Origin of the sequence: Stieleria bergensis, assembly GCA_007745635.1 — a bacterium.
Lineage (GTDB): Bacteria > Planctomycetota > Planctomycetia > Pirellulales > Pirellulaceae > Stieleria > Stieleria bergensis.
Map to the genome: position 1 here is coordinate 1728779 of CP036272.1, position 26016 is coordinate 1754794.

Consider the following 26016-nt stretch of genomic DNA (forward strand, 5'->3'; position numbering starts at 1 on the left):
GCGGCCAAAACGCCGCTTTTCTCTGTACCAAGCGGCCAGGACGCCGCTCTTGCTTGGATTACTGGTCTGCGTAGACCTTGATGCTTTCTTCTTTGGTCACCGGGACGTCGTTTTGGTCGCTGGTCACGATCGCTTTGACCAAGTGACTACCCGGTGCGGCACCACGGGCTCGGAAGCGAAGCACAATTTCCTCGTTCGCTTTGAGCAGTCCCCGAGTTGGGAAGGCCACCACGCCGTTGCCTTGCGGTGTGAAGTTTGCTTGCTCAAGCAACTCCATTCCCGGCGGCAATTGAACGGCAATGTTGACATTGGTGTCATCACGTGATCCGGTGTTGGCGACGCGAATTTCGAACGTGGACTCGCCACCGACTTCGATCGGGTCGGCGCTATCTGCGATCGAAAAGGTCAATTCGGCAAGCGCGTCGACATTCACCTTGGTTTCGTGCTCCGTCGAAATGTTCAGATCCGCGACTGCTTGGGTCTTCAGGATGCGATTGCCTTCCTGTACCGGTAACAGTGTTAATGGGACGCGGCCGATTTGCCCAATTGGCAGAACCGGCAGTGACCAGAACACGGCGTGTCGGGCAGCATCATACTGGCCTTCAAAGTCTGTTTTGATGAACGTGAATCCACGATCCAGTTGCACGCTTAGTTCGACGTTGGTTGCATCGGCGGTGCCGGTGTTGGCGATTTCGAGGTGATAGGTGGCCTGGCGTTCGAGGAATCGTTTGGTGGGGCCCGTCAGAGTAGCCTTCAATTCTGGGGCCACCACTTCGACGGCAACCGTGTGAGTCGCGTCCAAGCCATCGTCTCCTTTGACATGGATCTTGTTTTGCACAATGCCGGGTTTGACCGCTCGCATGCGCAGCAACTGGCGACGCGTTTGACCGGGACCCAGGGTGCCCAGGAAGTTGTCCAGCTGTTTGCCCGCCGGGTGATTGAGGCCTTCTGGCACGTCTTCTTGAAGCACAACGCCTGTGGCTTCGCCGGTTCCAGGGTTGCTGACTTCGAGTTCGATTTCAAGCTGTTGGCCGATCAGGACTTTTTCTGGAGCACGCTGTGAAACTTTCAGAGCGGGCCGAGTGCTGATGGTGCGTACCGAGGCCGCTGCCTGAAAGGTGACGCGAGCAACGCTGCCCAGTTCACCTTCTTGGTCTGGACGCAATTGCATCGTAATGGTGCGTTCTTGGTTGGGTTCCAAGTCACCGAGTTCCCAGACAAGTTCATCGCTTGTATTGGGGTTCGGGGTGGGGGTCGCGTCGGTCAGCGTCATGCCGGCTGGGACGCGATCATGGACACGCACATTGAGGGCTTTGGATTTGCCGACGTTGCGGACTTGAATCAGGAAGCTGGCGGCTTTGCCAACCTTGACTTCTTGCGGGGCGCGTTTCTCGATGACAACCGAGGGGCTTTGGGGGCCGTCCAGGTAACGGTCGCCTGGAGCCGCCATGGTTGGTCCCACGGTAACGGGGACAGCAGGTGTGGGCTGGGCCTGCAAGTCCACGCTGCGTGGCGTGGCGGAAGCCGGCATCGTCGGTGTAGAGAATGTCGCCGTCGCTGGCAGTGCCGTCGCTGCAGCGCTGTTTCCAGCAAGTTCATTGGCGGTGGAGAGCGCCGCGGGGGCAGGCGTCTGAATGCTTTCCGACGCAGGCAGTGAAGCCGCCGCAGGCAGGGCTGCGATCTCTGCTGCTGGGCCGACGGCGGGTTGTGTGTTTTGTCCGGTGCGAAAACCGATCGTGCGAGCAGGGATCGCGACGCCTTGAGTTGCCGTGGCTGCTGTTGCAGGAGGGCCAACAGGCGGTGAAATCGCTGGCGTGCCCATGGTCAGGCTGGATCGCGAAGGTGGCGGTACAGGTGCTGGCGCCGCCGCAGGTGCTGGCAGTTCAGCAACGGTTGCCGCTGCATTGGCCGCTGCCGCTGCGGGAGCGCTCACGACGGTGCCGTCTTGGCCAATGATAACCGGTTGGCCAACAAAGCCCATCGAGGCCGGCGTGCGGATGGCTGCAGGCTGCGGTGTTGCCGCAGGCTGGGCAGCCGCGTTGGTTGTGATTTGAGGCGTGGAATGGCCCCCATTTGGTGCAACGTTTGGTGCCGCGTTTGCTGAGGCAACGCTTGGCTGGCTTCCGGGCAGCAGCAAGCTGTCCGATCGAATTCGCATCGTCGCCTCACCGCGTGGACTGGCAGCGGGTTGCGGATTGCTGAATCCAGTGGCTGTTGTGTTTTCGGGGACAGATTCAGTGGCGCGACGTAAATCGTTGGTCGCCCCGGGTGCGGCGCCGGTCTCCGTTGGCAGGCCACGCAGTGAAACGCTTGGCGCGCCGTTGGCTGCCGCTGAGACAGCAGGGTTGGTGTGAGTTGCAGCGGGCGATGCGACAACCGCTGATCCCACAACCGCTGATCCCACTGCTTGACCCTCGATGGTGACCGTTGGGTGGATGACCATGCGCGGCGCTGTGGCAGCGGCTTCTGATGCACTGGTTTCAGTCGTTGGTTGGCTTACAGGTCCAGATTCTGTGGGTGCCGATTCGGCAAGGACCGAGCCCGGTAGATTCAGTGTGTCGGGAAGTGGCATGGCTGGAGCAGCCGCAGCGGTCGTCGATGGCAAACTGATCGCTGGAGCGGCCTTGGTTGGCGCTTCGGTTTCAGCGGCGGAGCTGGCGGTGCTCTCGAAACTTGGGAAACGCATGCCAGACGCTGCGGCAGCTGGTGCTGCTGCGGCTTCGTTTTCGGCTGCCGCTTCGTCAGTGGCGGCATCCAGTGTTGCTTCGGTGTAGGCAACCAGTTTGATTGGGTCTTTCACGGGCAACAGCGAATCGCTGGGCGCGTTGTCTTCCTGGACGCCACTCAGGTGAGAAGCATCGCCACGCAGGTCATCGCTGACCTGTTTGAGGCGGTTGTCGATCTTGCTGAGGTCGGTGCCATCGGCAAGGGTTGCTGTCGCATCATCCGTCAGGTTGTTGCTGGCCGAAGCGGGGTTGGCGTCGCTATTTCTAAGAAGTAAAGCCAGGGTGGTTGCGACTGCAATGGTGGCAACACCAGCACCGATTTTTAAGCTCAACGCTTTCATGGGTCAGGGTCCGTCCGTGAGACTGCGGCCGCCAAGACATTTCGCGGCGGCTATTTTTTTAGGGTCGATAAGTTCTGCTTAGCAAAATTCACCGGGCTGGCAAAAGTCCGCTTCGCTAGGAGCTCCTAGAAAGCGAGCCAGAAATCCGGTGTTGCCGTTGTGGGCGGTTAAAATAGGAAGTTTTTCCGCTTGAATGCGAACAATGACGGGCCCGGCTGGGGGGAAACTGGTGCTGATTGTTGATCCGGTTGCTATCATAGCGGAAGAGAATTTCCCCTCCTGGCAGCAGTGGCCCGCTTCGCGCGACCTCCTGCTAGTCCCCGCCTTCCCTGCTCTTCCACTTACGCCTTGAGTTGTCACCGATGAGTGTCTTGCGTTTTTTTCCGCACCCTAAAATGGCTTGGTTGACCCGGCGATTCCGCGTTGGCCGGCATCGGATTCAGCTTGGCAAGCTGGTGTTTTGTGCTGCGGCTGTGGTGATGTTTCCTGTTTCTCTAGCGGCTCAGGCCCCACAGGAGTCTGCTGAGCAGGTTGCTGGCGGCACGGTGGAACATCCACAGCCCTACGAACATGGCGTGGATTCACAGCTCAATTCGTCGGTTCCTCAAGGCACTGTTTCACAGCACGTGTGGACCGACAGCAAGGTGTTTGCGGGAACCAAGCGGCGTTACAGCGTTTACGTGCCGGCTCAATACGACGGCAAGGCGCCAGCGGCGTTGATGGTGTTTCAAGATGGCCACGCTTTCGAAGGGAACACGGGTGAGTTCCGTGTGCCGATCGTGTTTGACAATCTGATTGCCAAGGGCGACATGCCGGTGACGATCGCGGTCATGATCGATCCCGGGCACACCGGCGAGCTCCCCGAAAAACGAGGCTGGCGACCTCGCCCAGCCAATCGCAGTGTCGAATACGACAGCATGAACGGCGACTACGCAGAGTTTCTGCTAACCGAGATTCTGCCCGCGCTAGAGAAGGATTATCGCATCACCAAGAATCCAGAGCTGCGTGCCATTTGTGGAAACAGTTCGGGCGGCATTTGTGCGTTTAGTGTGGCGTGGCACCGCCCTGATCAGTTTCACAAAGTCCTTAGCCACATCGGTAGTTTCACCAACATTCGTGGTGGGCATGACTATCAGGCTCTGATCCGCAAAACCCCCAAGAAGCCGTTGCGGGTGTTCCTGCAAGATGGCGCCAATGATTTAGACAACTCGCATGGGAACTGGCCACTTGCCAATCAGCAGATGGCCAAGTCATTGCAGTTCGCCAAATACGATTACAAATTTGTCTACGGTACCGGTGGCCATAGTGGCAATCACGGCGGGGCAATCTTCCCGGACTCGTTGCGTTGGTTATGGCGAGGCTGGAAGGAAGGGACGCTGTGATGTTACATTCCAACGATCGAAGTAGCGGACATTCGGAAGTTACCGTGGATGAGTCACACCTGACGGATCGCCCTCGCAAACCTGCCGACAGCGTTTCCTTTGATGCTGACGTCTCGTTCAGTGTCCCGTTTGTTCATCGCTTGCGCCGAACCGACAACGTCGCAGACCAAGACTTTCACGTTTTAGTGGAGCTCTTGCATGGCGGTCATGACTTGCCACGCGTGTTGCTCCTTGCCGAGCGACCGGTTGCCGAGGCATCTGAATTCGTGCCTCAGCTCGCTCAGCGGCTCACCGAGCATCCGGGGGTCAACCTGGTGCGCGAGCTGTACGTGACCGCTGGCGGCGAAGCGGTCAAGAATGATTCGCAGTGCGTTGAATCAATTCTGCAGTTGATCAATGAACATCACCTGGATCGTCGAAGCTATGTCGTGGCCGTCGGCGGCGGAGCGATGTTGGATGCGGTCGGTTACGCCACCGCAATTGCTCATCGCGGCGTTCGTCTGATTCGAATTCCGACCACCACACTCGCTCAGGGTGACAGTGGCGTGGGAGTGAAGAATGCGATCAACTACTTCAACAAGAAAAACTGGGTCGGTACCTTCAGCGTGCCCTGGGCAGTGATCAATGACTCGGCGGTCTTGCAGTCGCTTTCAGATCGCGACTTTTGCAGCGGCTTTAGCGAGTCTGTCAAAGTCAGTTTGCTCAAGAGTGTTCAGGAATTTGATTGGCTCTGCCGCAACGCCGAACGCATTCAGCGGCGTGATCAAGAGAAGGTCGATCGAGCCATTGCGGTCAGTTGCCAATTGCATTTGGATCATATCACCAAGGGTGGCGATCCCTTTGAAATGCTAGAAGCCAGGCCGCTGGACTTTGGACACTGGTCGGCGCATAAGCTAGAGCCACTGACGAACTATCAAGTCCGGCATGGTGAGGCTGTCGCGATCGGTGTTGCGATCGATTGCTTTTACTCGCATTTGAAGCTTGGCTTGCCCCTGGAAGATGTGCATCGTGTTTGCGATTGCTTAAAGCGTCTGGGGATACCTTTGTGGCACCCCGATTTAGAACCGATGGAACGCTTGCTGGCTGGCTTGGAAGAGTTTCGCCAGCACCTGGGGGGACGATTGACGATCACGCTGCTGCGACAGATCGGACAAAGTTGCGATGTGCATGAAATCGATCGCGAAACGATGCACGAAGCACTGAAAATGTTGCAACAATGGAACGCAGCCTCAGCGTAACGTTTCGCTGCGCCTGCTGATGCCAGCCAATCTCTCTCCGTCGTTGGTGCGAGTTTGATTGGCTGCCTACTATCAGGCGTGCGAAACGCCGGGTTTGGTTCCAAATGGATTGCATCACCCTTCGACCGAAGACAGAGCCCGATAACAATGGACGTGACATTCAAGCAGCGAGTCAATCAGTTCTGGCTTTGGTTCGAAGGCGTTGCGCCGCGTTTCTATGCTGAGATCGAAGCGGGGAATTGTTCGGATTTGGTTGATGAGGTGGGCCAGTTTATGGGCCAAACGATGCCCGAACTCGCCTGGGCCTTCGGTCCCGGCGATGGTGGCGGGCATAGCTTTACCGTGTCCGGTGAAGGTGTTGTTCCCAAGCAACTGCTGGCCGAGTACTGGCATTCACATCAATCCCAGTGCGAGGGCTGGACGTTCTTTCCGTCGCGACAACCAAACCATGACGTCGATGGTATTTCTTTGGCAATCGATGGTGTTGGCCAAATTGACGCGAATGACATGCTAGTGCAAACGGTGGTTGACGAGGAAGCCATGGTGTTCGACATCGTGATTTGGCATCCCTTGTTCGAACAATTTAACCACGAGTTGCAGGTGCAGTTTTCGTTCTTGCTGTTGGATGAAGTCCTGGGGGAATATGGCACTCAAGGATGGGTCGGTGGCCTCGAAATGAAGCCGCTCGATGAACAGCAGATTGACGGCAAACGGGTTCATCGCTTAAAGGACCTTCCCAAATTTATCGATGGCGTCCAACGTTATCATCAGTGGAATAAGTTGCCTCCTCCGGAGTCCTTTACTGCGTATGCCATTGAGTCCGAAGTTCAGGGGCCTCGGGGGGATACGATTGCTGGTGTCACTTGCGTCCCCGGTTTGTTGTTTGAACTGATGGAAGAAGGCGGCCGGCTATCGGAGGATCCCATGGCCGGGACAGGTGCCGAATTGGCGTACGTGCAAATCGATTCTGAAGCCTTTCCTGCTGATCAGCAGCCAGAGGCAAGGTACAATCTAGAAGAGCAGATTCAAGAGGCACTTGATGATGCCAATTGTGGCCGCATCTTGGGAGGTGCGACAGGGACTGAGTTTAACTACATTGACCTGCTGCTGTTCGATGGTGAAGCCTCCCGCAGCGTTGTTGAATCGGTCTTAACGGGGGTGAATCTGAGTGGGCGCTATCGCTGGAGTCAATTTGCGTGAAGTCAAGCAAGCCGCCTATTGGGTCGGCATCTTGCTGTTGGTGTTCTGGCTGGTTCGGATTGTCGATAGCATTGTCCCAGCGAACTTAACGGAATTCGGGTTGACGCCGCGAACCGTGTCTGGCCTGGTTGGCATTGTGACCATGCCACTGTTGCACGCCGATTACGCCCAGTTAACCGCAAATTCCATCTCAATCGCGATCCTGTGTTCGCTGTTGATTTTGGTGCAGAGATCGAATGCCTGGTGGATTCTGGCGGGGATTTGGCTTGGCAGTGGAGTCGTGATTTGGTGTGTGGGCGACGCCAGTACTCAGGTCGGGGCAACCGCGCTCGGCGCTGGGATGATCGGTTACCTGATCCTGCATGGATTTTTAAACAGCCGTCCGCTGACCATCATTGTCGCAATCTTGGTTGCGGTCTTCTTTGGTGGCACCATCACCAGTGGCATGTTTCAAGCGGTTGAAGGTCCAGACCATTGGCGAACCTATGCAAGCGGTTTTGTGGTGGGGCTCGCAATGGCCTACCTTGCCCATCGATTCTCGCCCAAGACACCTCAAGCAATTGCCAGTACCGATCAAGCGGACCGCAAGAACCACGCTTCGGAATAAAAGCGTCCCAAAAGAGACGCGGAAACACGGAAACACGGAGGCATGGAGCGTGCCAGTGGACCTTTGATCCGTGCTGTATGGGTGTTTCAAATCAGGTGATGTTCTTCCCGTGAAAGGCTTCCAGCCGGAACGGCAGTTCACAGCCGTGAAGGCGAAGCCACTCGACTTAAAAACAAAGTATTTCTTCGACAAGCTCACGCCCCCACCGTCGGCACGGACGTAGGGTGCCGTGTTTGCCTTGGTTCGTTCGGCAGCGAGTGTAGAACACCTACGGCGTTCGGCAGATGGATCGCCACGCTTACCCAGGGTGCGCTGCGCGACCCTGGGCTGTGAGTATGGAACACCTACGGCGTTCGGCACGGACGTAGGGTGCCGAGCTTGCACGCACCAGTGCTTTGGAAGATTTTGAACTCGGTTGGTGCGTGCAAGCACATACACCAAGCCGGACGTGTTGGGGATTGAATCGGCAAACGCTTTTATCGGTTCAGGTTTAACACGGAAGGCTTGGGCGTTTCACCAAAGGTAAATGTGACCGATTCGCCACCTATCTTGGCAATGATTTGCTGCTGGGCAGGACGCACCAGTTGCGTGGTTTCAAACCCGTTGGTTGTTTTGCTAACCTTGTGGTCCTTCTTTAGATACAACTGTTTACCATCACTGACACTTAGCATGTTGACGTCGATGTACTTGTCCACATCCGTGATGGTGTACTTGCGTAGCATTCTGGTCAGCAGAATGACCGGCGAGGCATAGGGTTGGAGGATCGTGATGCCCCAGGCTTGTTCGAAGGCTTTGTCCCAGTTGATGGAGCCATCGGTGGTCGAGATCGCATAGATGCGACGCGCTGGCTGGTGCGTCGTGGAATGCTGCACGAGGTATCCATCGCCTGTTTCCGAAGGCTGCTGTTCCTCGGCAGGGACGACCAGTAACTGGCCTTGCATCCACAAGACGTGAAGATAACCCAGGTCTGGCAGGGCCTCCGTTTCGTGTTGGCAAAGCTGTTTGCCGCCGATGATGTCCCAGATCACAAGTCGTCCATTGGTGTCGTACAGCACCATGAATCGATCTTGGATGATGCGTCCGAATCCGCGTGCGGCTTGGTCGTTGACGGGCTGGGCGACTGGCGCTTCGATTTCGATGATCACTTCATTCGTCAGTGGCTCAATCAGGCGAACGGTCGCGATCGATGCTCCGGTTTCTTGTTGGTAGGCCACCACATGTTTGCCGTTGGCGGACCAGACTTCGCCATATTTCCAAGGTCGAGTTTCAAGCAACTGGCCATCACTGATGGAGTAAACGGTCACCTCTCCGTCGGTCAGATTGTTTCCGTACTGAGACGGTGTGACGAGGGCGATCTGGTCCTCTTTGACAAGCAGATGTCCGGTGGAAGGAACGCCTGAACGAGCCCAAATTCGGTCACCGGTCATGACATCAATCGCTGACAGCGTGCTGTTGTTAAGCACAATGACTCGGTCGCCCAGGATGGGGCCAACACGGAATTCAGCTTGCGTGGTTGATGCGCCGGTGCCAAAGTAGCGTGGTTGTGCGTCACCAAAGACCGTCGCGCGATTGCGCCGCGTGATGTTGCCGCCGGCTTCTTTGGCAAAGTCTTGTGACCAGCGCAACATATCGGATCGGCGCTGGCTAGCAATGGTGGTCATGTCTAGCAGCGACAGCTTGCCAGCACGTTGCAACAGAAACGCCCCTCCGCTGAACACTCCCACGCAGTTGGACTGCGAAGAATCACTGCTCGGCCGTGGTGGTGCAGGAATGCTAATGGTTGTCCCCTGGGGATCCTGAAGCCGAGTTCCCAGATAGTCATTGGTGATGACCCAGCCGCGATAGGAGTTGCCGCCTTGGATGCTGGGGGCGGTGGCGCGAAGCGAGTTCTGTCCCGGAATGTTCCGGATACGGTTGACGAACCGCGCGCTCACTGGCTGGGTGATATCAAGCGGTATTGAGGAGCCGCGCGTGACCACTTGGCTTGGAACCTTGGCTGGAGCGTCATCACCAGCTAACACAGATTTCAGATAATCTGCATCCGGTGACATGCCGGCGTCTTTGTAGATTCTGGACAGCAATTCAAGCTGCGCGGGCGTTCCGATAGGCTGGGGAGTGTTCAACCACTGGTCAGCCCGAGTCTGTCCCATCAAGGCACGTTCAGCGCCGAGGGCCGATTGGTTGGCCAGCAAACGCTTCGCGAGCGACGTTTGCAATTGTTGGGGATGGAAAGGCGCGAACTGGCGGGCCAGTGTTTCCAATTGGTCAGTGGTCGTCAGCTCTTGAGTTTCCGTGGAATTCAAGTGCGCGTTGACCAGTTCGTTGACCTCAGCCGATTTGCCGGACGCTTTGGCTTTGGCTTCAATTTCGGTTGCTTTCCCTGCAAGCCAAGCATCGAAGGAAAGATCCCGTTGGGAGGTTTCTTCTGCGGTGAGTGTTTTGGGCAGCCCCTGGTCACGAGGCAGATTGAATGCGGAGGCAGAATCCGATAGTTCGATGATCATCTTTGTTGCGGTACTGATTTCATCGCTGTCCAAGGCCGAACGCAGTCGCATCGCAATGAACTCGCGACGATCGTCCGGCATGTCGATCAAGGCATCGAGCTCTTGCAAGAGCTTTGCCGATGGGCGTTTCGATGTCCGCAACAGACTGAGATACGCTTTAATGGATGTATCCAGCACGTCGGCGTTACTGGGATCTAGCTCACGGGCCCGATCAAGAAGCTTGAGCGCTTCAACCATGTCGCCATCGTCAAGCAACACCTGAGCTTTGTCGGTCAGCGATGAGACATCGTCGGGGTTTTTCTGAAGCAGGAATTCAACGGTTTCGCGTAAGCTTTCTTTGCCTTGTGCACGAACGATGCGGTTGGCGTCCTGTGACAGTAAGCTGCCTTGAACCGCGACCAAGTTGCCCAGCGGGTATTGCGTTTTCTGGCGTTTGATGACCGAGCCGTCTGCAAGTGAGACCTGCGCTAGGGTGTTCCCCGAGAGCGGCAGGAAATAAGTGTCTTGACCAAACACCCCTCGGCCGACGACTTGTTGATCACCGGGGGCCAAGTCTTGGTCAGTCCGCCACAGGAACGATCCATCTTGAATGTCATAGCCATTGACTCGGTCCGCACCGACCGCCACTAACAGTCCGTCGCGGATCCCAGCGGCATAGAACAGACCGTCGCGCGACTTGGTGAAGCGGGTTTTGCCCGAAAGCAGGTCGAGACACAGAAGGCTATCGCTGATCGCTGGAGTCAGAATCACGTTCTGTTGGTCGATGATCGGACCCCAGTTGATCCAGCGATCATGCGAGCTATCGGGGATAGACTGACGGACGGTGAAGGGGCGATTGTTCAAGCTGACGGCACGGCGTGGATAAGCGTTGCCCCAGCGCAGCGTGCGATCAATCAAATTCACTCCGATGGTTGCACCCGCACCGGTTGGGCATACCAGGACACCTTCGTTGTAGGAAAGCGTGGCACCGGAAACGCGGCGTTCTTGGTCGGCCAGGAAGGGGGCTCCTTCGACGGCAGCCAATTGCTGCAGCCAGTTCAATTCTCCAGTCGCCGGGTTCAAGCAAACCAGCGTAATGTCGCCAGCGATCTCAACCACGGTGTACAGCGATCTTTCGACGACGATCGGAGCACTTAAGAACAGCGCGCCGTTGAGCGGACTGTCGATGGTGGGGCTGGAGCCGATTTGCCAAAGCAGTTTGCCTTCGCTTTTGAGTTCGACCGCAGTCAAGGTGTTACCTTGCTGGCCGGTGACTCGCATGGGACCAATGCCTATCATCCGGGACGGAGGCGGTGGCATCACGGCATCCAGGTCTTCGATCAAGAACACCGCCTTGCCATCACTGGACATCTGGCCATGAGGCATGTCATTCCAGACACGCATTTTCCATTGGTCAGCCGGGCTGTTGCTCCGTATCGTCGTGCGACCAAAGAGTGGATTGCCAGCCTGGTTGGGTGACGGCTCTTGTTCGTCTTGCCAGGGTGGATAGGGCCAAATCCGACGGCCGGTCGCAAATTCCATGCCCCAGATTTTATCCGTGTTGCGATACAGCACCAAATCGCCGATCTGCAACGGCAGCCAACTTGGCGGTAACAACTGGTGCTGACGCAGAATGTCAGCTTCCAGTTCATCGATCTTTTTGTCTTGCTGTGGGCTGGTGGCCGTGATGGTGCTCCACTTTTCACTCGGCAGTGGTGTTTCGCCAGCTCCGTTGCCATTGCGTTCGGTGGTCGAACCGGTCAGCAAGTTGTTCTTGGTGTGTGGATTGGTAACCAGTGTCTTGCTGTAGTTTGCTTTGACCCAAGCGCGAACATCGTCAATGGTTTCGCCGTTGGTCAGGGTGATCGGTTGGTTGGCGACCTCCGCTGGCAACTTGCGATCGGCCATGTAACAGGCCGCCGCGTGCAACAGTTTTAGCTCTGGACCACAGATCCGAGTCGCTCGTGGATGAATGGTGACATCATCCAGCAAGATGGATGCCGAGATCGCGCGTCCATGCAAAAGTTCGTTTTGCGCTAGCAGGAACGATGCCTTGTAGCCAGCTTCGGTGTGATAGTACTTGCGGCGGACTTCTTTTAGTTTTTCCCAGTCACGCTGTTGGCTTGCCTCTCGAAACAGTTTCTCCGCCAGAGCACCAAACTGCAGCTGATAGGTTTCCCAGCCCTTGGACGGCAGGTTTCCGATCATGGCTCGGCACTGTTGCTGGACGGTCTGGCTTAAGTGCTGAGTCTCATCGTCCGAGATCTCCAGGAAGAAGTCTTGTGACTGCAGCGTCGGGTCGTCTTCGTCAGACGTTTTGCGCTCCATCAGATCACCCAGCAGGACAATCGCATCACTGAACCGCTGATCGTCGATCGCTTCGGCGGCTTCTCCCAGACGCTGCGTCAAGGCACGCGGCGGTTGCACAAAACGCGCCGACAACTGGGCCGACGCGACATCGCCGAAAACGATGATGCTGGCCAAGCCAACAACCATGGCGGTAGCGACACGACGGTGAATCGAACTGTGCATGGGATCTCTCTTTAGCAACCCGGTGGGGTGGAGTTGAAATCTGGCGAACTGACCGCTGAGCGAACTGGTCGCTGCGCACTCACTATTGTAAAGCTGCACAAGTTTTGCGGCGCGGGGGGAACCCGAAGAAATCCATTTTGCCACCCGATTTCCGCCCCCAATTGCCAACTTTGCGGACCATGAAGCGGGGGAAGTCCCAACCGGTGCGCTGGAGGAAGAACTCCGAAGACGCCAGCCCAGTGGCCGATTGAAGCCAGTGGCCGATTCAACCCAGTGGCTGATCTTCCTGGCTGAACGACTTCAGGGATCAATGGACAGTTGCCGCAGCGTTTCCCCAGCGATGCTCTCTGGATCGGCGGTGGCCTCGATGACGACCACGATGCCCTGCTGGCGATAGTGTTCGATGACCGGTTCGGTCTGACGCTGGTAATCCACCAAACGCTGTTCGATCGCTTGTTGATTGTCATCCGCACGCCCCTCGACGGTCCCACGATGCAACAGGCGTGCAATCAGAACTTCATCGGGTGCCAAATACTGCACGACGCGATCGAGACGCTGGCCGCTGGCATGCAGATGCTCGTCCAGTTGCTGGGCTTGGACCACGGTGCGTGGGAATCCGTCCAACAGGTAACCCGCCGAGCAGTCGGGCTGCTCTAGACGCTGCCCCATCAGGTTTAGGATCCACTGATCCGGGGCGAAGTTGCCACTATCGACGTGCGAGGCAATGGCCTCGTTCTCTGCCGACTGGTTGCGTGCGTCACGCAAGAGTTGGCCTGACGACAGATGGGGGATGCCGAGTTGTTGGGCAAGCAAACGACCTTGCGTTCCCTTGCCCACACCTGGCGGTCCGATCAATAAGAGTCGCACCGTATCAACCTAAATCTGTCGTAAGTCTATTCCGTGATCAGACGACTGGGCTGACACCGCCACCGGCGTCTTCCAGCATGCCACGGTAGTTTCGCATCACCAAGTGAGCGTCGATCTTTTGAACCAGGTCAAAGGCGACACTGACGGCGATCAACAATCCAGTTCCGCCGTAAAAACCGGCGATCGAATAGGGAACACCGAGCGAACCGTAAACGATGGTCGGAACGATTGCCACGATCGACAAGAAACCAGCACCAACGTAGGTGATCCGTAGCATGACCTTTTCCAGGTAATCCGTCGTCCGTTTACCAGGACGGTAACCAGGAATGAACGTTCCGCTGTCACGCAGATTGTCGCTGATTTCTTTCGGGTTGAAGGTAATCGCAGTCCAGAAGTAACAGAAGAAGAAGATCAAGACCACGTACATCAAGTTAAACACAAACGATGCTTGGTCCAACAACGGACCCGACATGGTGCGGAGTAGCTTCGCGAATGAATTGTCGTTGTCGAAAGCTTGGGCAATGAAGTCCAAACCATAGCCGGGGATCATCAACAAGCTACTGGCGAAAATGATGGGCATCACGCCAGCTTGATTGATTCGCAGTGGCAAGAACTGACGTGTGCCACCATAGACGCGACGCCCGCGAGTGAACTTTGCAGACTGCGTAGGGATCTTGCGCTGTCCAAGTGTGATAAACACCACCCCGACAACGACGCTGACAAAGAGAACACAGAGCAAAATCAGTGTCTCGATCCCAAAGTTGCCCGCCTGAAGACCGGTCAGTTTGGGTTCCATGGATCCAAAGAGCTCAAACAAAGCCTTGGGCATTTGAGCCAGAATACCGGCCATGATCAGCAAGCTGATGCCGTTGCCGATTCCGTGCTCGTCGATCTGTTCACCGAGCCACATCAGGAACACACTACCGCAAGTCATCACCATCACGGCGGTCAATTGCCACCCGAAGGCGAGTCCAGTCCCATCGGCGTTCAGGAACAGGGCATTGATATTACCCTCGCCGCCTGTGCCGGTGGTGGTCAATACGAACGAGAGGTAGAGCCAGCTCTGAACGACACAGATACCAACGGTCAGGTAACGTGTGTATTCGTTGATCTTCTTTTGACCGGCCTGCCCTTCTTTCTTCAGTTCGGCCAGCGCGGGAACCGTAGTGCTGAGCAGTTGCAGGATAATCGATGCCGAAATGTAAGGCATGATTCCCAGACCAAAGATGGTCAACTGGCGCAGGTCACTGGCTGCAAACAGGCTAACACGTTCCAGAAAGTCAGAGGCGCCACCCGATTCGGAGGCTGACACCATCGGCAGCGGAATGTGGAAACCGATCCGGTAAATCGCCAGCAAGCCCAGCGTCAAAAAGACTTTGTAGCGGAGCTCAGGAATGGTGAAAATGATGCGCAGTTTTTCAAGCATTCGCTCGATCCATCTGTGAAGAACAAGTGGTGGGGGACCTGATAGGCTCCGCCTTCTGGTAGGTGAGTGGCCGACGCCGCAGTTTGCAGGCTGTACCAAACACGCGAAATGTAGTGGTTTGCCGGATTGATGACGAGGCCAGACGGGGCGTCTGGAACGAAATCACCGGAATCCATCCAAAATCACCAGCTGCGAGCAGCCAATGAGTCCCACAAAAGGTGGGCCGCCGCTGGATCTCGCAGGCGATCTGTGGTGGTGCGTCGGGAGTCAGTTTCCGGCAAAACAAAACGCCAGACGGCACACGATGGCTGACTGGCGTTGAGCTGGATGGTTTGCTGAGGACGCTGGTGTTGCCAGTGCCAACACCAGCGATCAGGCTTTTTCGCTTGCCAGAGCTGCAACACGTTCGGCAGGGGTGCGCTTGGCAACCAACTTGACGACGGTTCCGCCTGCAGCGGTAATTTTCTCTTCGGCCGACTTGCTGAAGCGGTGAGCGGCAACGGTCAGCTTCTTGGTCAGTTCCCCGTCGCCTAGAATCTTGACTTCGTCAAAGGTTCCTTTGGCAACGTCTTTGGCCGCCATGGCTGCCAGGGTGACTTCGTCGCCGTCGTTGAAGCGTTCGTTCAGCTTGCCAACGTTGACAGCGAAGACGGTCACGGCCCAGCGGTTATTGAAACCACGTTTGGGGACGCGACGGAACATCGGCATCGCACCGCCCTGGAAGCTAGGCTTGCGGCTGAAACCGCTGCGACTTTTCTGTCCCTTGTGACCTCGACCCGAAGTCTTCCCGGTACCGCTACCGGGGCCTCGACCGATTCGTTTACGCTTGCGGTTCTTTTGAATTCCGCGATGGACGTCATTTAGGTTCATAACGAAACCCAGTGCTCAATGTAACAATGGTGTTGAACGTGATTAGGCAGACAGTTCTTCGACTGTCAGGCCACGCAGGGCAGCAGCTTCTTCTTTGGTGCGAAGTTTAGCCAATGCTGCCACAGTTGCTTTGACCAAGGTCACGGGATTATTTGTTCCGTAAGACTTGGTCAGAATATCATGGATACCGCAAGCTTCACAAACAGCTCGAACTGCTTGCCCAGCGATGATCCCGGTACCAGCTCCGGCTGGAATCAGGGTGACTTTCGCTGCACCGAAGCTGCCCCAAACTTGGTGGGGAATGCTGCCTTCGACCAACGGCACGTTGATCATGTCGCGAGTCGCTTGCTTGGTGGCTTTTTGGACGCTTGGTGGAACTTCATTGGCTTTGCCGTAGCCCCAGCCGATGCGTCCTTTGGTATCACCGACGACGACCATTGCTGCAAAGCTGAAACGACGTCCACCTTTGACAACTGCCGCACAACGTTTGATTTTCACCACGTTGTCGACCAAGCCATCATCTTTTCTCTCTTCCGCTGGCTTGGAATTACGGCGACGATTTTGGTTGCTTCCGCTACTAATGGTTCCGACCCTCAGTTGGTCCATCGAGATGGCTGGTTTGATTTCCGTGGTGAATCAGGTCAGCCGCACGAACGATGGAGTGAGTTTCTTAAAAGGGAGCTTGTTGTAAACAGGTAAGGTTGCTGACTGGCGTCGTGTTTAGACGACCAAACCAGCTTCGCGAGCTGCGTCGGCAAATGCTTTGACGCGGCCGTGGTATTTGTTGTGTCCGCGGTCAAGCTTCGCTGCGGTGACACCGATGCCTTGAGCCTTGGCGGCGATCGCTTTACCGACGGTGGCCGCTGCATCGCAGTTACCGCCCGACTTGATCTCATCACGCACGGCTTTGTCACGAGTGCTGGCACTGGCGACCGTTTGGCCTGTTGAGTCGTCAACCAACTGAACCGAAAAGTGCTTCAGTGTCCGTTGGACGCATAGGCGAGGCCGTTCGGCCGAGCCACGCAACACATTGCGAACGTGATTGCGGCGACGCAAACGTTGTTTTGCAAGTTTCTTGTTCTTGTCCATGGTGATGCCGTCCTAAAGTCGCGGCTTAAGTCTTTGTTATTTCGGTAGGTGTTGTCGACGGCATGATGGCCGTCAGACGAATTACTTGGTGGCGCTCTTACCAGGCTTGATCTTGACGTGTTCGCCTTGGTAGCGAATGCCCTTGCCCTTGTAAGGTTCAGGCTTGCGAAGCGAGCGAACTTCAGCGGCAAACTGAGTCACTTGTTGCTTGTCACAACCTTGAACGACAATGTGCGTTTGGTCGGGGCAAGTGACGGTCAGTTCCTTGGGGATCGTTTGGTGCAGTTCGTTGGCAAAGCCGACGCGAAGCTGCAGGGTGTCACCTTGAATGTTGCAAAGGTAACCGACACCAACGATTTCAAGACGACGCTCAAAGCCTTTGGTCACGCCTTCAACCATATTGTTGACCAGGGCGCGTGTCAGGCCGTGAAGTTCACGAGCGGTGCGTGAATCGTCTTCTCGTTTCACGACAACGGTATTGTCTTCGACGATGACGGCGACTTCCGGACGATGCGTGAAATCCAGCTTGCCCTTAGGGCCTTCGACCGTGATCTTTCCGTCAGCAACACCGATGGTCACTCCACCGGGAACTTCGATTGGTTTATTTCCGATACGACTCATTTCAGATCACTTGCTGAAAGCGTGGTTGCAAATTGCAAACGTGGGTTGCTTTGTTTGCCAGCCAGGCGGACTGCCTGACGGCTGTGTAGTTTGGTGTCGGCTTTGCGTGAGTTTGCCTGTGGTCAGGCAAACACTCGGGAAAGCTGTTGGACTGCTAAACCGTTTGGTTTAGGCGATTTCGCAAAGGACTTCGCCGCCCACGTTTTCGCGGCGAGCTTCACGATCACTGATCACACCTTTGCTGGTGCTGATGATGGTGATTCCCATTCCGCCCAACACGGGTTTCAGGTCTTTGCAGTGTGCGTACAGTCGACGTCCTGGTTTGCTCATGCGGCGGATCGTTTGGATCACGCGTTCGCCGTTGGAGCCGTATTTCAGCTCTAAACGCAAAACGTTGACGGGTTTTTCATCGACTTCTGACCAATCCCAGATAAAGCCTTCGCGCTTTAGCACGTCAGCAATACCGCGTTTAACGCGGCTAGCGGGAACATCCACGTAAGCGCGTTCAACGTGAACGGCGTTTCGGATGCGGGTCAACATGTCGGCAATAGGGTCTGTCATCATGGCTTTTTGTCGCTCCGTTGTCCTACCAGCTGGCCTTACGAACACCGGGGATCAAACCCTTGTCGGCGTTTTCGCGGAAACAAATACGGCACAGTCCAAACTTGCGATAGACCGCACGAGGTCGTCCGCAGAACTTGCATCGATTTTCGCGACGGGTACTGAACTTAGGACTCCGATTCGCCTTGGCGATTTTTGATTTACTTGCCACGGGCTGTCTTGGGGTTGCAGCAGTGAAACGGTATGCAAACTAAATTGTTTTGTAAAACGACGCCTACGCGGCACCGCTCTTTTCGGGAGCCGCTTTGAATGGCATGCCGAACAATTCCAATAGGGTTCTGGCTTCGTCGTCGGTTTTGGCCGAGGTAACGAAGGTCAAGTTCATGCCTTGCGGGCGGGTGAACTTGTCGGGATTCAACTCAGGGAAGACCAACTGCTCGGTCAATCCCATGGTGTAGTTGCCGTTGCCGTCGAAAGCTTTGCGGTTGATCCCGCGAAAGTCACGAACACGTGGCAACACCAAGGCAACCAAACGATCCAAGAATTCATACATCTTGGCTCGACGCAGCGTGACCATGCAGCCGATTGGCATGCCTTCACGTAAACGGAAACCAGCGATGCTCTTGCGAGCGTAGGTGGTCACGGGCTTCTGCCCACTGATTTGGGTCATGGCGTCGTAAGCCAAGTCCAAAACCTTCTTATCACCCACCGCCTGGCCGACACCCATGTTAAGGGTGACCTTTTCCAAGCGAGGAATTTGGTGTGGATTGCTGTAGCCGTACGCTTCGATCAGCTTGGCGCGGATCGACTCTTCGTAAGCGGTTTGTAGTCGTGGAACGTATGTCATATTACTTACGCCTTCTTGTAACGGTCGCGGGCGGGAGCGATCTTGCCGAGTGAGGCACCGCTCTTCTTTGCGTAACGCTCCTTCGAGCCATCTTCCAGGTAGCGAACGCCAAGGCGTGTCGTTTGACCGGTCGATTGTTCGACGTACATCACGTTGCTGGCTTGAATGGGCATCTCTTTACTAAGACGGCCACCCTGCGTGTTCTTTTGGCTGCGAGCCACGTGCTTGAGAACCAGGCCGGCTCCTTCCACAACGACTTTGTTTTTCTTGCGGTCGCAGACCAGGATCTTGCCACGATGACCTTTGTCACCACCGGCGATCACCTCGACTACGTCGTCTACTTTCAGCAACATGACAGGAACTGTGTTTGGGGGATTGCCAGACCGTGTGAACGGTGCGGCGGTTTCTAAATGTTTGGAGATCAGTCTCGACTCAGGCGGGAAGCAGTTGTTTAGACAACTTCGCTGGCCAAGGAAACGATCTTCATGAATTTACGTTCGCGAAGTTCGCGGCCAACAGCACCAAAGATCCGTGTTCCGCGGGGGCTCTGGTCTTTGTCGATCAAAACGACGGCGTTGCTATCGAATTTGATGTAGCTGCCATCGGTACGTCGTACCGGAGTCTTGGTGCGAACGATGACCGCTCGCACGATCGACTTCTTCTTGATGTCACTACCGGGAATGACATTCTTGACACTGCAAACGATGACATCACCCAGGCGGGCAAAGCGTCGACGGCTTCCGCCGAGCACCTTGATGCACATCACTTCGCGGGCGCCGGTGTTATCGGCAACGTCAAGGCGTGTTTCTTGTTGGATCATGGCTGACTGTTAAACCTAAAACGGTTAATACTTGTGTATTGGTGGCCAAGCCGGGAAGATCAGTTGAATGTTTCAACGGTTCTTCTCCGGCGTTGCTGAATCAGCCTTCGCTGGCGTCTTCAGCAGTCTCGGCTTTCTCAGCTTCTCGACGGGCTGCCCGCAGGGCGAGCAAGTCGACGTCGGTGCTCTTCTCGATCACTCGAACCAGTGTCCAGCGTTTGGTTTTGCTGATGGGTGCTGATTCAATGATCTCGACGAGGTCACCGGCACCGGACTCGTTGTTCTCGTCATGGACGTGACAAACGGTGCGGCGGCTGATGTATTTCTTATACTTGGGGTGCTTCACCGAACGGTTGAATTCGACGCGGCGCGTCTTGTCCATTTTGTCGCTGGTGACGATGCCCGAAACTACGCGTTTTGGCATTTTCTTAAGCTTCGGCTTGAGTGGTGTTGGCTGCTGCTTTGGCTCGCTCGGTCTGGATCGTCTTAATCCGAGCAATCAAACGACGGTGTTTACGCATGTCACTCGGCGTGCTCAGTCGCTCGCTCTGTGATTCAAATCGCAAACGGAACAGCTCACGAGCCGCGTCATCGGCGGTCGCTTGGAGCTGTTCGTCGCTCATTTCTCGCAGTTCGGTATTGCTGGTCATGACCAGGCCTTCGTTACAAAATCAGTGGTTCGGTTAATAATCGGTCTCAGAACGTGCGTCGTTTGACGAATCGTACTTGCACCGGTAGTTTGCTTGCCAATCGTGCGAAACAAACCTTTGCTTGCTGTTCGGTGACTCCGCCCAGCTCATAAAGGATGGTTCCGGGCTTGACAACCGCGGCCCAGAAGTCAGGCTCACCCTTACCTTTACCCATCCGAGTTTCCAGTGGAGTACTGGTCACGGACTTGTCGGGAAAGATCCGAATGTAAAGCTTGCCTTCACCGCGGACATATTGTTGAGCAGCGATACGACCAGCTTCGATGGTGGTTGCTTTAACCCATCCGGCATCCAAAGATTGAAGGCCGAAATCACCGAAGACAACCGTGTTGCCTCGAGTCGCACTACCTTTTATGCGCCCTCTTTGGCTTTTTCGATGCTTGACCCGTTTGGGCATCAGCGCCATCGTTGTCGTCTCCGTAGTTACCTTGGTTAATCCAGACCTGAATTCCGATGTGCCCCTGTGGCGTCATCGCTTCGGTCGTTCCGTAATCGATTCGTGCTTGCAACGTGCTCAATGGAATTGAGCCCGAGCTTTGCTTTTCGCGGCGAGCCATTTCAGCCCCGCCAAGACGTCCTGCCAATTGGATCTTGATCCCTTTGGCACCGGCGTCCATGGTTTGTTCCAGCGAGCGTTTCATGGTCCGGCGGAAGCTCGATCGCTTTTGCAATTGCTGAGCGATGTCTTGGGCGACCAATTGTGCTTGCAGTTCCGGACGGCCGACTTCTTCAACTTTCAAGTTGATACGGCGTCCGATCAGGTTTTGCAGTTCAGCCTGGAGGATTTCAATCTCCTGCCCCTTTTTACCGATGATCAAACCTGGTCGAGCGACGAACAACATGACGCGTACTTCGTCACGTGTCCGTTCGATTTCGATCCGGTCGATGCCGGCGCTTTTGTACTGGCTTTTCTTGGGGTGGTTGGTGATGAAGTTTCGCAGTTTGCGATCTTCAACCAACAAATCGGCGAAGTCTTGCTTGGATGCGTACCAGCGACTTGCCCAGCCCCGGGTGACACCGGTACGGAACGCGATCGGGTTGACTTTTTGTCCCATCGTTTACGACTCTTTGCTTGTGTTGTTTCCGAGGGGCCTAATGTTAAAGCTCATCAATCGGTGTCACTTTGACACTGATGTGGCTGCTTCGTTTCTTGATGATGTGTGCACTGCCGCGGCCTTTGGGTCGCATGCGACGGAACATCGATGCACCGTCAACGCGAACGTCGGTCAACACCAACTCTTCAATTCGGTACTGGCGTCCGCCGGTTTGCTCGACATCCAAGGCGTTGGCAACCGCACTACGAATGACTTTTTCAAGCATCCGTGCACTTCGTTGCGGTTGGAACTTCAGGGTATCCAATGCTTCGTCCGCGTACTGGCCGCGAACCAAATCGGCGACCAAACGTGCCTTTTGGGCACTGGTGCGAGCATTGCGATGGCTGGCTACATAACTGGACATAGTGAAAACCTATTTCTTTCTACCGCCGTGACCTTTGAACGTCCGCGTTGGAGCGAACTCGCCCAACTTGTGACCGACCATATCTTCGGTCACCTGCACGGCAACGTGCTTGCGTCCATCGTGGACCATGAAGGTCAAGTTGATGAATTCCGGCACGATCGTGCAGGCACGTGCCCATGTTTTGATCGGCGTCTTTTTGCCTTCTTCGATCTGCTTCTGTACTTTGAAATACAGTTTGGGATCGACGTAAGGCCCTTTTTTGCTACTGCGGCTCATCGTTCTTTGGCTACCTGGGAACTTTGTTTAGCTGATTACTAGTGCAGCTTCAACTGGCCATATCGTTTGCTCTTGCGGCGGCGAACGATCGAGCTGTTGCTGGGTTTACGTTTCTGACGTGTTGATCCACCCTTGGCACTCTTACCTTGAGGGCTCACTGGGTGACGACCGCCCTTGGTACGACCTTCACCACCACCGTGCGGGTGATCGATTGGGTTCATGGCAGTACCACGGACGTGTGGGCGACGGCCAAGCCAACGAGCTCGTCCAGCCTTACCCAGCACGACATTCATGTGATCGCTGTTACCGACCTGGCCAATCGTTGCTCGGCAGCGACTGGGAACCCGGCGTACTTCACCGCTGGGCAGCGAAAGCTGAGCCCAATCGGCTTCACGAGCCATCAGGGTTGCCCCGGTGCCAGCTGAGCGACACAGGACTGCACCGCCGCCGATCCGCATCTCGATGCAGCTGACGGTGGTTCCAAGTGGAATGTTCTTTAGCGGCAAGCAGTTGCCAACCGTTGGCGGAGCGTCTGGACCGTTGATGACCTTGTCGCCAGCCTTCAGGCCAACGGGTGCAACGATGTAACGCTTGTCACCATCGGTGTACTTCAGCAACGCGATCCGAGCGGAGCGATTGGGATCGTATTGAATCGAATCCACAACAGCTTCCACACCGTCTTTGACGCGACGAAAGTCGATCACGCGGTACTTCTGCTTGTGACCACCACCACGGTGACGTGAAGTGATCTTGCCTTGGTTGTTGCGTCCGCCAGTTTTTCGTTTTGGCTTCAACAGCGACTTTTCGACCTTATAACCCGGTGTCAGCTCTTTAAAGTCGCTGACCGAGGCGTTTCGGCGCCCAGGGCTGGTCGGTTTGTAAATGCGAATACCCATCGCTGATTTCTTCGTTGTTGGGGTTTAAACGTTTGTTTCTGTGCCGAAGGACTTCTCTAGTGGCGGCCTAGAAGAAGTCGATCTTGCTTTCTGCGTCCAAGTGAACGATGGCTCGACGCCAGTCCGAAGTGCGGCCGACACCGTGACGTGTGCGGCGGTATTTGCCTTTTCGGTTCTGCGTGCAAACCTTTTCGACTTTGACGTCGAACAGCTTTTCAACCGCTTCTTTGATCTCAGGCTTGGTCGCCATGCGATGCACTTCAAAAGCGTATTGATTGTTTCGTGTAGCGCGGTGAACACCCTTTTCAGTCACCAGAGGTCGCAACAGAATCTGGTGCGGCTCGAGCTTGATCTTGCGTTCGGGTGCTTGCGGTGGTTGTATTCGTGACATGGTTCAGGCTCGTGTGGTCCGTTGGACGCAACTGAGGTGACGTGGCAAAGACTTAGGCTTCGGTCTCTTCGGAAACAGAGAACGAACCGTCTTTAATTTTGTCCAAAGCGTCTTTGGTGATCAGCATGCGGTTGGGGCGAAGAACAGAGATTGCGTTCAACTGACGCACTGGCTGAACAGCGACACCCGGTAAGTTGCGACCACTTTTGTAAACGTTGACATCAGTGCCATCGGTGGCGATCAAGGTCGTGGTGGCGTTCAAGCCACAAGCCTTCAAGATGCCGGCCATCTTCGATGTCTTGGGAGCGTCAAACGACAGGCTGTCGATTACAACCATTTCGCCGTCGTCGATCTTGCTGCGGATCGCCATGCGAGTGGCCAAACGCAACGCCTTCTTTGGCAAGCGGTAGCTGTAATCACGTGGCTTGATCGTGCGAGCAACACCACCACCGCGGCGAACGTTGGTGCGTTTGCTACCGGCACGAGCGTTACCTGTGCCCTTCTGGCGGTAAAGCTTTTTGTTTGTTCCGCTGACCTGGCCGCGTGACTTTGCACTGTGGCTACCCTGACGGGCGTTGGCCTGGTACATGACAACAGCATCGTGTAGCAATTGCTTGCTGATGCGGTCAGCGATGGCTTCGGAGTCAATTTCGTATTTGCCGACTTCAGCGCCGGATTCGTTAACGATCGATAGCGTCGCCATTGGACTAACCCACCTTGTTCGTTTGACGGATTGAAATCAGACCGCCGTTGGGGCCTGGGACCGAGCCGCGGATCAGCAGTAGGTTGTCCTCTGCGATCGCCTTGACCAGTTCCAAGTTTCGTGTTGTGACCTGGACGTTGCCGTACTGGCCCGCCATGCGGCGTCCTTTGAAGACACGACTTGGCGAAGCACTGCAACCAGTACCGCCAGCGTGCCGGTGGACTTTCTTCACACCGTGCGAGGCGCGTTGTCCAGAGAAGTTGTGTCGTTTCATGACACCGGCGAAGCCACGGCCCTTGCTGGTGCCGGTGACGTCAACGCGAGTGACGCCTTCGAAGACATCGACGGTGACTTGGTTGCCAACTGCCAAGTCGCTTGCGCCGCGGAACTCTTTAATGAAGCGTTGCGGTTCGCAATCAGCTTTTTCAACGAGCTCAACGCCGGCTGCAGCTTGCGCTTTGGCTCGCTTGCTATCGAGCTTGGCAACTTGGCCGCGTTCGGCGCGGCTGGCGAGACGTCGCGGTTTATCTTCAAAACCCAACTGGACAGCTTCGTAGCCGTCTCGTTCCATACTGCGAATCTGAAGCACGTTGCACGGGCCGGCTTGCACTACGGTTACCGGAGCGACGGTGCCGTCTTCCAGGTAAATCTGAGTCATGCCGATCTTGCGACCGAGGATTGATGGTGACATAGCTCTATCACCACGGGTTCGCCGTGGCGCTTCATCGCTTGTATCGTCTAGGGTTTTGAACTCACCGGCCCGAACCACAGGTCGCTTGCGGTGTCATGAATGACAAGGCAGGCTAACGCGGGTTATCGGGACGGCTTCCGTGCATACGGAATACCGGACCTGTTGTTTGACTTTTGCCGGCGACTGGTCCGCCAGAGTGATTTCTCTAGCTGGCCCGTGAGGGCCACGCGTCGTTCGCGGCTACTGACCGCGTTGACTTTTGGGAGAGTCGCTAATTTCGAGTCGTCGTTCGCCAGGCAGGAAGTTGATCAGATGAACACGTGTGCTCAGGCGATCGCTGCCGGGACTTTGTTTCTTTCTCCAGCCCAAGCCAATGACTTGAGCCGAATGGCGTCTGCAAGAACTATCTTGCCGAAGCCTTGATCTTGATGTCTACACCAGCTGGCAGACTTAGCTTGTTCAGCGCTTCGATCGTCTTTGCAGTTGCTTGGACGATGTCGATCAGTCGCTTGTGAGTTCGGATCTCGTATTGCTGACGAGCTTTCTTATTCACAAAGGGACTGCTCAGTACCGTGTAACGCTCAATGCGAGTTGGCAACGGGATGGGCCCGTGCACTTCGCTGTGCGTTCGCTTCACAGTGTCAACGATCTCCTGGGCGCTCTGGTCAAGCACAGAGTGGTCGTATGCTTCCATACGGATACGAATGACTTCGTGGGCTCCGGCTGACACGTTCTTACTTCCAGGTATCTTGAGTGATGAAGCTTGGTACTGACCGCTTTGCTTGCTTGCCTGCTTTGCCTTGCTTCCGGGTGAAGCTTGGTGTGAAGCGTTAAGCAGGTTCTTTGGAGAGTCCCTGCTGGCTAGCGAAGCTAGGTGGCCCCTGGTCGTCATCGTTAAGTGCTTTCACACGCAGGACGCCAGTTGCGAGGGCGAGAATTTAGGGGCGTTCCGTCTTGTCGTCAACGGCTCTTCTTGAAATGTTCAAAAAAGATTGTGCGTTTCGCGGTCAGTTGGGTGTTTTGCGGCAAGGGGATGGGATTTCGGCGGCGGTTGCCGGTTCCAGCGGAGCACTTGTGTCCCCAGGATGGCGGCTTTCATTGATCTGGTGGGCTGTGTTTGTCGTGTTCCGGCACGTGATGTGCTTCTCTGTGATGCCCTTCCCTTCTCTCGCGGTGTGTTGATCTGCGTCGTGCGCAGAGTTCCGGGCCGAGTGCTCGGTTGCTGCTTTGTGCTCGGTTGCAGTGCGGTGGTTTCCGCTTGAGCCTGTGTCGTGGCGGCCGGTT

General features: G+C 55.7%; 28 protein-coding genes. 4 read left to right on the plus strand and 24 right to left on the minus strand.

Annotated elements, in window-relative coordinates:
- Positions 1 to 58: 58 nt before the first annotated feature.
- Positions 59 to 3067: a hypothetical protein gene (locus SV7mr_RS25110; RefSeq protein WP_419188150.1), complete on the minus strand. Its 3009-nt coding sequence runs from the start codon at positions 3065 to 3067 to the stop codon at positions 59 to 61.
- A gap of 362 nt (positions 3068 to 3429) precedes the next feature.
- On the opposite strand from SV7mr_RS25110, the gene SV7mr_RS05805 reads away from it, so the two are divergent.
- From SV7mr_RS05805 to SV7mr_RS05820, 4 genes are all read left to right on the plus strand, one after another.
- Complete coding sequence (locus SV7mr_RS05805; RefSeq protein ID WP_419188151.1) at positions 3430 to 4449, plus strand: alpha/beta hydrolase; 1020 nt, start codon at positions 3430 to 3432, stop codon at positions 4447 to 4449.
- Positions 4449 to 5687 carry a 3-dehydroquinate synthase gene (locus tag SV7mr_RS05810; RefSeq protein ID WP_145270058.1) on the plus strand — a complete coding sequence of 413 codons (1239 nt, stop codon included), beginning with the start codon at positions 4449 to 4451 and terminating at the stop codon, positions 5685 to 5687. Before SV7mr_RS05805 ends, SV7mr_RS05810 begins: the two co-directional genes overlap by 1 nt.
- Positions 5688 to 5834: 147 nt before the next feature.
- Positions 5835 to 6887 carry a hypothetical protein gene (locus SV7mr_RS05815; RefSeq protein WP_145270060.1) on the plus strand — a complete coding sequence of 351 codons (1053 nt, stop codon included), beginning with the start codon at positions 5835 to 5837 and terminating at the stop codon, positions 6885 to 6887.
- A complete protein-coding gene (locus SV7mr_RS05820) occupies positions 6856 to 7494 on the plus strand; it encodes a rhomboid family intramembrane serine protease (protein ID WP_145270061.1) in 639 nt (212 codons plus the stop codon). The genes SV7mr_RS05815 and SV7mr_RS05820 overlap by 32 nt, the downstream gene beginning before the upstream one ends.
- 476 nt (positions 7495 to 7970) lie before the next feature.
- On the opposite strand, the gene SV7mr_RS05825 is transcribed toward SV7mr_RS05820, so the two are convergent.
- The 23 genes from SV7mr_RS05825 to rpsJ form a co-directional block, all read right to left on the minus strand.
- Entirely contained in the window at positions 7971 to 12509 is a 4539-nt protein-coding gene (locus SV7mr_RS05825; protein WP_145270063.1) for an outer membrane protein assembly factor BamB family protein, read from the minus strand.
- Between the two features lie 300 nt (positions 12510 to 12809).
- A complete protein-coding gene (locus SV7mr_RS05830) occupies positions 12810 to 13376 on the minus strand; it encodes an adenylate kinase (RefSeq protein WP_145270065.1) in 567 nt (188 codons plus the stop codon).
- Between the two features lie 37 nt (positions 13377 to 13413).
- Positions 13414 to 14802, minus strand: coding sequence for a preprotein translocase subunit SecY (gene secY, locus SV7mr_RS05835; protein WP_145270067.1), 1389 nt, complete (start codon positions 14800 to 14802; stop codon positions 13414 to 13416).
- 372 nt (positions 14803 to 15174) lie between these two features.
- Complete coding sequence (rplO, locus tag SV7mr_RS05840; RefSeq protein WP_145270069.1) at positions 15175 to 15672, minus strand: 50S ribosomal protein L15; 498 nt, start codon at positions 15670 to 15672, stop codon at positions 15175 to 15177.
- A 42-nt stretch (positions 15673 to 15714) separates the two neighbouring features.
- Positions 15715 to 16278, minus strand: a complete 564-nt coding sequence (gene rpsE / locus SV7mr_RS05845; protein ID WP_145270071.1) for a 30S ribosomal protein S5 — start codon at positions 16276 to 16278, stop codon at positions 15715 to 15717.
- Positions 16279 to 16392: 114 nt separating this feature from the next.
- Entirely contained in the window at positions 16393 to 16761 is a 369-nt protein-coding gene (gene rplR, locus SV7mr_RS05850) for a 50S ribosomal protein L18 (protein ID WP_145270073.1), read from the minus strand.
- 81 nt (positions 16762 to 16842) lie between these two features.
- Positions 16843 to 17382: a 50S ribosomal protein L6 gene (gene rplF / locus SV7mr_RS05855; protein WP_145270075.1), complete on the minus strand. Its 540-nt coding sequence runs from the start codon at positions 17380 to 17382 to the stop codon at positions 16843 to 16845.
- 168 nt (positions 17383 to 17550) lie between these two features.
- Positions 17551 to 17946, minus strand: coding sequence for a 30S ribosomal protein S8 (gene rpsH / locus SV7mr_RS05860; protein WP_145270077.1), 396 nt, complete (start codon positions 17944 to 17946; stop codon positions 17551 to 17553).
- Positions 17947 to 17968: 22 nt separating this feature from the next.
- Positions 17969 to 18154 carry a type Z 30S ribosomal protein S14 gene (locus SV7mr_RS05865; RefSeq protein WP_145270079.1) on the minus strand — a complete coding sequence of 62 codons (186 nt, stop codon included), beginning with the start codon at positions 18152 to 18154 and terminating at the stop codon, positions 17969 to 17971.
- Between the two features lie 63 nt (positions 18155 to 18217).
- Entirely contained in the window at positions 18218 to 18790 is a 573-nt protein-coding gene (rplE, locus tag SV7mr_RS05870; RefSeq protein ID WP_145270081.1) for a 50S ribosomal protein L5, read from the minus strand.
- 5 nt (positions 18791 to 18795) lie between these two features.
- Positions 18796 to 19143, minus strand: coding sequence for a 50S ribosomal protein L24 (gene rplX, locus SV7mr_RS05875; RefSeq protein WP_145270083.1), 348 nt, complete (start codon positions 19141 to 19143; stop codon positions 18796 to 18798).
- Positions 19144 to 19241: 98 nt separating this feature from the next.
- The gene (gene rplN, locus SV7mr_RS05880) at positions 19242 to 19610 is read right to left on the minus strand and encodes a 50S ribosomal protein L14 (RefSeq protein ID WP_145270086.1); all 369 of its coding nucleotides are present in this window, start codon (positions 19608 to 19610) and stop codon (positions 19242 to 19244) included.
- Between the two features lie 100 nt (positions 19611 to 19710).
- Positions 19711 to 20034: a 30S ribosomal protein S17 gene (gene rpsQ, locus SV7mr_RS05885; RefSeq protein WP_145270088.1), complete on the minus strand. Its 324-nt coding sequence runs from the start codon at positions 20032 to 20034 to the stop codon at positions 19711 to 19713.
- A gap of 4 nt (positions 20035 to 20038) precedes the next feature.
- Positions 20039 to 20260 (minus strand): 50S ribosomal protein L29, encoded by a 222-nt coding sequence (rpmC, locus tag SV7mr_RS05890; protein WP_145270090.1) that lies wholly within the window; start codon positions 20258 to 20260, stop codon positions 20039 to 20041.
- 46 nt (positions 20261 to 20306) lie between these two features.
- The gene (rplP, locus tag SV7mr_RS05895; RefSeq protein ID WP_145270092.1) at positions 20307 to 20723 is read right to left on the minus strand and encodes a 50S ribosomal protein L16; all 417 of its coding nucleotides are present in this window, start codon (positions 20721 to 20723) and stop codon (positions 20307 to 20309) included.
- Positions 20662 to 21372, minus strand: a complete 711-nt coding sequence (gene rpsC, locus SV7mr_RS05900) for a 30S ribosomal protein S3 (RefSeq protein ID WP_145270094.1) — start codon at positions 21370 to 21372, stop codon at positions 20662 to 20664. The genes rplP and rpsC overlap by 62 nt, the downstream gene beginning before the upstream one ends.
- Positions 21373 to 21415: 43 nt before the next feature.
- Positions 21416 to 21775 carry a 50S ribosomal protein L22 gene (gene rplV, locus SV7mr_RS05905; RefSeq protein WP_145270096.1) on the minus strand — a complete coding sequence of 120 codons (360 nt, stop codon included), beginning with the start codon at positions 21773 to 21775 and terminating at the stop codon, positions 21416 to 21418.
- A gap of 9 nt (positions 21776 to 21784) precedes the next feature.
- Positions 21785 to 22051, minus strand: a complete 267-nt coding sequence (rpsS, locus tag SV7mr_RS05910) for a 30S ribosomal protein S19 (RefSeq protein ID WP_145270099.1) — start codon at positions 22049 to 22051, stop codon at positions 21785 to 21787.
- Positions 22052 to 22089: 38 nt separating this feature from the next.
- On the minus strand, positions 22090 to 22947 hold the full coding sequence (gene rplB / locus SV7mr_RS05915; RefSeq protein WP_145270101.1) for a 50S ribosomal protein L2: 858 nt from the start codon (positions 22945 to 22947) through the stop codon (positions 22090 to 22092).
- Positions 22948 to 23014: 67 nt separating this feature from the next.
- Positions 23015 to 23338 (minus strand): 50S ribosomal protein L23, encoded by a 324-nt coding sequence (gene rplW / locus SV7mr_RS05920; protein WP_145270103.1) that lies wholly within the window; start codon positions 23336 to 23338, stop codon positions 23015 to 23017.
- Between the two features lie 52 nt (positions 23339 to 23390).
- The gene (gene rplD / locus SV7mr_RS05925; protein ID WP_145270105.1) at positions 23391 to 24041 is read right to left on the minus strand and encodes a 50S ribosomal protein L4; all 651 of its coding nucleotides are present in this window, start codon (positions 24039 to 24041) and stop codon (positions 23391 to 23393) included.
- Positions 24042 to 24045: 4 nt separating this feature from the next.
- Positions 24046 to 24699 (minus strand): 50S ribosomal protein L3, encoded by a 654-nt coding sequence (rplC, locus tag SV7mr_RS05930; protein WP_419188451.1) that lies wholly within the window; start codon positions 24697 to 24699, stop codon positions 24046 to 24048.
- Positions 24700 to 25135: 436 nt separating this feature from the next.
- The gene (gene rpsJ / locus SV7mr_RS05935) at positions 25136 to 25462 is read right to left on the minus strand and encodes a 30S ribosomal protein S10 (RefSeq protein ID WP_145270109.1); all 327 of its coding nucleotides are present in this window, start codon (positions 25460 to 25462) and stop codon (positions 25136 to 25138) included.
- Positions 25463 to 26016: the final 554 nt, after the last annotated feature.